Source organism: Paracoccus marcusii, assembly GCF_006151785.1.
GTDB classification, from domain to species: Bacteria; Pseudomonadota; Alphaproteobacteria; order Rhodobacterales; family Rhodobacteraceae; genus Paracoccus; species Paracoccus marcusii.
The window spans coordinates 1-6,763 of sequence record NZ_VDDD01000161.1 but is presented as its reverse complement, the minus strand read 5'-3'; the positions used below and the strand labels follow the sequence as shown (position 1 = coordinate 6,763).

The following is a 6,763-nucleotide window of genomic DNA, read 5'->3' as shown; positions in this document are numbered from 1 at the left end:
CGCGGTCTCCAAGACCCACCCCGACATCCGCATTGCCCTTATGTCCGGCTACAATCAAGAAAAGCTGTCTGCCGACGAAGGTTTGGCTAACATCGTCTTCTTGGCAAAGCCTGTCAGTCGAGCACAACTCGAGACCTTCATCTCTCCGACGCGGCCATCTATCTCCTAGCGCAAGATGCGCACCTGGAACTGCAGCAAACTGCGATCGGTCCAATTAAGGTAGTTTGGGAGACCTGAACATTTGGAATAGTCAGGTCTTCCGCGCTAGCAAATAATTACGACGCTCTACATGTGACCTATCGGGCCCCCTTGGAGGTTATCAGTGCAGGCACGGTCCTGGCGATGATGCGGAGGTCACTCAGCAAGGTCCACTGCACCACGTAATGGCGGTCCATACGGACACGCTCTGCATAAGTCGTATCGCTTCGTCCACTGACCTGCCACAGTCCCGTCAGACCTGGACGGGTCGCCAGGTAGTAACGCGCTGTGCTACCATAATGAGCCAACTCGTCGCGCACGATCGGACGCGGACCGACCAGGCTCATCTCACCCTTCAGAACGTTCAGAAGCTGGGGGAGTTCGTCCAGGCTCAATTTCCGCAGCACCTGCCCAATGGGCGTGACACGTGGATCGTTCGTGAGCTTGCGTTGCTCGCTCCACATGACCGCATCTTCAGGATTTTCTTTCAGATGCTGTTCCAGAACCTCATCGCCATTGACGACCATGGTCCGAAACTTCCAGCAGTTGAACTCACGACCGTCAAAGCCAATGCGGCGATGACCGTAAAGCATCGGCCCCTTATCGCGCTGCTTAATGAGCAGCGCCAGTCCAAGCATCAACAGGCCTAGAAACGGCAGAACGAGCAAAATCAACGCAATATCGAGGGTGCGCTTGCTCGCGCCACCCAGAGGTAAGCGTTCCCTTGCTGGCCTGGATTGATCCAACGTCTCATTATCAAGCGTCAATTCACCGATGGACGGCTGACGGTCCTTACCAGCTGAACATTCGATCGAAGATCTCTCTGAGCTGGACACGGCTCACCCCTTACGCACAAAACGAACAATCCATTACCAATTGAATAAAATTGTCTACGTTTCAACCGAACCGGCCCCGGTCTTACCCACAAAGAGTGACAGTTGGTTAACGCCGGGCAGTCGTGGTCAGATTTTGGGATATAGCGACCGACGGCAGCTGGATTAGGCCCAAAAGTTGGCTCCAGAGGCCTTACAACCGGGATAATCATAAGGGTTTTACCGCCGTATATTCCTGCGTTTACTCGGAAGCTGATGAGGTCTGTTAACCAGTTTGATCGGCACAACGAGATATTTGGAACGGCAGTTCGTGATGAAGGTTAATATTTACCGAAGCAGCAGTTGCCAATCTGCTTGAGCGGGGCCCACCGGTGGGCAGATGTGAGAACAACGATGAAACGACGTCTTCTGCTAGCCGGTCTTGCTCCCAACACAAAAGCTCTGGCCGTCGTAGCAATGATGAGACAGGCCGCGTTGGACAGGGAAGTCGAGGTCTTGACGACATGTCCGATCTATATCAGAAAACGACCCAGGCATGGTGAACGGATGTACCTACAGCGCAGCCGAAGGTGCGCACCGGAACCGGCGGCAGTTGCGGTAAAATCCACGGCGGGTCAGCTTACAGGGTTTCTCCCTACAGCTTCGGCTGAGTTATTGGCAAATCTATTGGAGCACGGTCTGATGGCTTCAGGGGAGGTGATCGAAGCTGGCCGGCTGCGGGTTCTTCTACACACCGATTGAAGGGTGTGGCGTCGACGCTGCAGGCAGCAATGACAGCGTTGAACGTCCTTTATGCATCGTGCTGCCACCTCAGTGACAGAAGACAGGAGCACGGCGGGATTCGGTTTGCTCATAGCCGGCTTGAAGACAGGCGCCAGCCACATGACCGCAGTGATCCTAAACCACCGCCGTGTTCCGCGTTACGCGCCGATCTCAAGTTGCTTGCTCTTGATCGCGCCCGGATCACGCAGCACTTAGCCGTTTTCCCAAACTGGCTCGATGGCTTTCTCAGCTGATCAAGTATGGGACATAGTCTGATGTGCAGCGCAGCCTGTGGATTGGGTGCGCAGCGTTTCAGCCGCTCTCTTAACAGAGTAGAAATATTTTGGCTGTATCACCATGCTATTCCTCCGGCTGTGCCCTCCTCCCTGCGGTGCCAGTGATACAACAGCCCCCGGCCCGCCGCTTTTTCCTCCTTGCGGCCAGGACCGGGGGGCTCTTCCTTTGGATTACGATTTCTCCAGTCCACCCTTCACGGCGACTACAGAAAAACAAAAATATTTGAGGCTAGGGGAACTTTAAGATGGGGCCTCGCCTTTAGATTGCGTTCTTCACGAGTTCGTAAATACATATCTAAAACCCCCGCCCGATGCTTCGTGCGGGGGTTTTTGCTGGACAACACCCGTCATGCTCATGAGTGTTACAGCAGTTACCATTCGCGTTGCAGGACTAGCCGTGGCGCGGCGTATCCGGACGATTCGATAGGTTCGAATTCTGGATGACCGTTGGAGGTGATCGTGTTCAGCCTTAGTGGCGTTCCCATTGCCAGACAATCATCGCCGATGTGAGTTGCTGCTGGAGTAGCGTTTGGCACAATGGTCATGCCGCCGTTTTACCGGACACTCAGGCGGTTGCGGTTTGAGGTGCGATGAACTCGCATGAAGTGTCACTAACAAATAGGAAATACTGGTGATTTGGGTATAGAGCAGTCCCTCGATTTAACGTCAAGCGCGCGCGGTGATCTGCTTTGCCGGTTGCGCCTCACGAAGAACGTAGCCTCGGCCCCAGACCGTCTCGATCATGTTTTGCCCATTCATGGCGTCGGACAGCTTCTTGCGCAGCTTGCAAACGAAGACGTCAACGATCTTTTCCTCCGGTTCGTCGATCCCCCCGTAAAGGTGATTCAGGAACGCTTCCTTGCCGATGATATTGCCCTTGCGCAGACTCAGCAGCTCAAGAATTTGATACTCCTTGCCGGTTAGCTTCAGTTCCTTGCCCCTGATTTCAGCCGTCCGCGTATCAAGATTGATCGTAAGATCTCCAAGCTCGACCATCGCTTGGCTATGCCCCTTGGACCGACGGATGATTGCCTGAATGCGAGCCTGCAGTTCCTGGTGGTTGAACGGCTTTGTCATGTAGTCGTCTGCGCCGAAGCCAAATCCCCGCAACTTGCTCTCGGTATCGTCCGAACCGGTCAGGATAAGAATGGGGGTGTTTATCTTCGCGATGCGGAGATGGCGCAGGACGTCCATACCGTTCATGTCAGGAAGATCGAGATCTAGAATGATGAGGTCATACTCATAGTTCTTCGCAAGATCGATACCCTCCTCCCCCGTGCCAGTCATAAACACGCCGTGCTTCGCAGTCGTCAGCATGAGTTCGAGTGCTCTAGCGGTACTGGCATTGTCCTCCACCACAAGAATCCGCATGGCTGGTCCTTTCTGGTCTTGCTTGCCGTAGGACGGTCGATTTCCCTTTTATATGAACAAGCGTATACACCTATTGGTTGCATTCTGACTTAGGATATATCCCGGCCATTCCAACCTCAAAGCACCTATTTCTGGCGCTTGCCTGCGCACGCCATGAGTATCGTCCTCAAACTTACTGACGCCCCGGATCTCGACGACGGCAGGCTGAATTGGTCGTCGATGACACACCGGCAGTAGCATCCGTCGGTATGCGTCTATTGAGCTGTCGATCAACGACGTAGTCACGTCTGAAAAATCCGAACTAGAATTGGGCCAGACCATATCCAACACCTACCCGCGCATTCGGATCGCTCTCAGGTTGGGCTGCACTCAGGACACGCTTCTACGAATTATGAAACAAAGGGACCGGTATTCTTAGCGCGGCTGCCGACCATATATGCGCTTGGAAGCCATCACGGGCCGCCAGCAGGCCCTCTACAGCTTCGGAGGGGGTGTCTGTCCTGGCCGTCTTCGGGGGAATTGCGGCTCTGGGGGCCGTTCTGGGCATCGTGGTGCTGCTCCTAATCCAGAGGCGCGGAGATGCACGGGAGTTTGGGAAGTACCCTCTTACCTATTGCATGGCAGCAGGCGGACAAGTCGCGTCCACCAGCGATGGCAGTCGCTTCTGTGGTATCTGGATTGATCCACCAAAACAGACGGACTGATGGACGACTTGAGGGGGTGTTGCAGTTGCAGGATATGGCCGATGTCTACCGAAATTGCATTTCGGCATCCGTGCTGTGTTTTGGAACGTCTCCTAAGGCCGTTCTTTCAGACTTGAAATATGGTCACGTGCCCGGCTGGATCGAGACCTTGAGGCCAAGCGCCTTGGCGACCTTCATCACCGTGGACAGGGTCGGGTTTCCCTCACCGGAGAGAGCCTTACTGAGGCCGACCCGGCTCATGCCCACCTCGCGGGCCAGTGCCGTCATGTTCCGGGCTCGTGCCACAACGCCCAATGCACGGGCGATGTAGGCCGGATCATCGCCCGACTCATCCATGACCGCCTCCAGATAGGCGGCGATGTCCTCTTCCGTCTTGAGGTAATCGGCACTGTCGTAGCGGGCAAAGGCTTCTTCGGTCATCGTTCAACCCTTCCATTCTGCGGCCAGAGCCTTGGCCTGGATGATGTCTTTCTCTTGGGACGACTTGTCGCCTCCGCAGAGCAGCACGATCATAACCGGGCCCCGTTGGAGGAAATACACCCGGTAGCCGGGCCCGTAGTGGATCCGCAGCTCGGATACTCCGTTTCCGACAGGCTGGACGTCGCCCGGATTGCCACCGGCCAGCCGATCAAGCCGGGCCGCGATCCGGGCAACCGCCCGACGATCCTGCAGGCCGGTCAGCCAGCGGTCAAAAGTGGCACTGCGGATCAACTCGACCATTTGACAACTATAGTTGTCGTAGAGGGCCTAGGCAACTACGGCCCGTCGTTCTCGAAAGATCGGACTGAGGCGAAGTCAGACCAACTGCTGCTTCATGAAAGACATGATGTTTCTGGCATAGGCCGCATGATTTGAGCTCGGGACAGCGCTGGCCGCTATGAACGCGAACAACGAGTTCCCCTCGGACTTGTTTTCAGCCATCGACCATCCCTCAAACTCTCTTTCCGGCCCATAGCCTCTGTCCAAGACGACAGTGTTTTGGTGGTTCCGGTCAGACAAAATGTACTGTTCGACAATCGAAAGCCCTGCAGCAGGTCCCTCGATCCATTGATGGATGATCCCATCTTCCCAATGCAGGTATCCAGTAACGCCCAGCATGAAATTGCGGGCTCTGGCCTGCTCTAGGATACGCCGATAAGCATCATCCGACGGCATCAATTCGGTATGGCTTCGATAGATCATGTAGTGAATCATCGGCCTCTCCAAAAACCGATCTCTCACATATGCACTGCTCGTCGAACACCTGAATTTCGGTATAGAAAAAGCCGCCAAAGACGGAAGGTCTTTGACGGCTATGACTCGTTATGCGGTCGCGACGTAGCGGGAATTTAGAGCACTTGCACTCGGCCTTGTTTTTCCGTGCAGTTTTCTGCCTGTCGAGCATAACCTTCGGGCTGATACCCCCCCTGCGCGGTTTGCCGCATAACAATCGCTCTACAGATTTTCGCTCTCGAAAGAGAACGGGCCGGTTCATGACCGGCCCATAGCCTTGCGCGATCTCAGATGATGAGATCGGCAGGCTCGGTCCCGGCCTCGATTGCTTCCCGGAACCAGGTCGGTTGCCGGCCACGCCCTGTCCAGACCTGATCCGGATTGCTCGGATTGCGATACTTTGGGGCGACGGGCCCCCGCTTCGTGGTTTTGACCTCCGCAAGCTCAGAGAGGGAAAACCCGTATTCACGGGCCTTTTCCTCAAGATCGCGCCTTGCTTCCGCTTTGCGGCGGTCATCATAATTGGCAATGGCCTTGTCGAGCTCCCGCTTCAGACGCTTCAGATCCTCAAGGCTCATGGTGTCGAAATCAATATCAAACATAGCTACCCTTACATTTTCAGTCGGCGCCCGAGTTATGTGCCATCAAATCTAAAATGAGGAGAGCATATAGACAGGAAAAATATTTTTCGGTCATGCGTAATGTGCAATTACCCTGCATTTTAAGGCCGTAACAAAAATCTATCACATCTCTTGAACCCAAAAGTAAGAATCGAAAGTTCTCCATCCGGCGGGCTATGAGATCGTAATGCCTGTTCGGTTTTCTTTTGAAACAGGGATAGACAAAGTGATCCGTTCAGAGCTGCTGGCAAAGCTTCGACAGGAAAATCCTCATCTGACCGCGCTTGCCGCGGAAAAAGCTTTGGACACGATCCTGGACGAGATCGCCGAGGCTTTGAGCCAAGGGCACAGGGTGGAGTTGCGCGGGTTCGGGAGCTTCTTCAGCAAGGTCCGGGTCGCTCGTGTGGGTCGCAATCCGAGAACGGGCGAGGCGGTGGAGATAGCACCCAAGCGGCACATGCATTTTCGGGCCTCGAAGCAGATCCTCAAGCAGCTCAACCGCCTTACAACCCCCGGCTGATCCCCGCCCCCTGTGCCGATCAAATCAGGTCGCATCTCGCTGAGGGAGGCGGAGCGCCTTTTCGAGGCATTCCATACCTGATCAACAGCATGACGCCCTCGAAGTGGTCGGCACCGCATTCTAGGCAGATCCAATCCTCGGCCAGCTTGCCTTTGCAAACCAAGCAAGGGTCATCTGACCTGCTACGGGATTTTTCCTCCACCATCGATTAGAGTCCGATCCAACTTGAGGACGGACAATGAAGCGA

At 54.9% G+C, this 6,763-nt stretch carries 7 protein-coding genes; 1 reads left to right on the top strand and 6 read right to left on the bottom strand.

What is annotated here, in order from left to right:
• Positions 1-296: 296 nt before the first annotated feature.
• From FHD68_RS16880 to FHD68_RS16855, 6 genes are all read right to left on the bottom strand, one after another.
• The gene (locus FHD68_RS16880) at positions 297-1,034 is read right to left on the bottom strand and encodes a sugar transferase (RefSeq protein WP_244297922.1); all 738 of its coding nucleotides are present in this window, start codon (positions 1,032-1,034) and stop codon (positions 297-299) included.
• Between the two features lie 1,721 nt (positions 1,035-2,755).
• On the bottom strand, positions 2,756-3,460 hold the full coding sequence (gene ctrA, locus FHD68_RS16875) for a response regulator transcription factor CtrA (RefSeq protein ID WP_139086287.1): 705 nt from the start codon (positions 3,458-3,460) through the stop codon (positions 2,756-2,758).
• Between the two features lie 827 nt (positions 3,461-4,287).
• Positions 4,288-4,584 carry an addiction module antidote protein gene (locus FHD68_RS16870; RefSeq protein ID WP_139086285.1) on the bottom strand — a complete coding sequence of 99 codons (297 nt, stop codon included), beginning with the start codon at positions 4,582-4,584 and terminating at the stop codon, positions 4,288-4,290.
• A gap of 3 nt (positions 4,585-4,587) precedes the next feature.
• Positions 4,588-4,884, bottom strand: coding sequence for a type II toxin-antitoxin system RelE/ParE family toxin (locus FHD68_RS16865; protein WP_139086283.1), 297 nt, complete (start codon positions 4,882-4,884; stop codon positions 4,588-4,590).
• A 75-nt stretch (positions 4,885-4,959) separates the two neighbouring features.
• A complete protein-coding gene (locus tag FHD68_RS16860) occupies positions 4,960-5,346 on the bottom strand; it encodes a BLUF domain-containing protein (RefSeq protein WP_208863798.1) in 387 nt (128 codons plus the stop codon).
• A 317-nt stretch (positions 5,347-5,663) separates the two neighbouring features.
• Positions 5,664-5,978 (bottom strand): H-NS histone family protein, encoded by a 315-nt coding sequence (locus FHD68_RS16855; RefSeq protein WP_139086277.1) that lies wholly within the window; start codon positions 5,976-5,978, stop codon positions 5,664-5,666.
• 244 nt (positions 5,979-6,222) lie between these two features.
• On the opposite strand from FHD68_RS16855, the gene FHD68_RS16850 reads away from it, so the two are divergent.
• Positions 6,223-6,516, top strand: coding sequence for an HU family DNA-binding protein (locus FHD68_RS16850; RefSeq protein WP_139086275.1), 294 nt, complete (start codon positions 6,223-6,225; stop codon positions 6,514-6,516).
• Positions 6,517-6,763 lie beyond the last annotated feature (247 nt).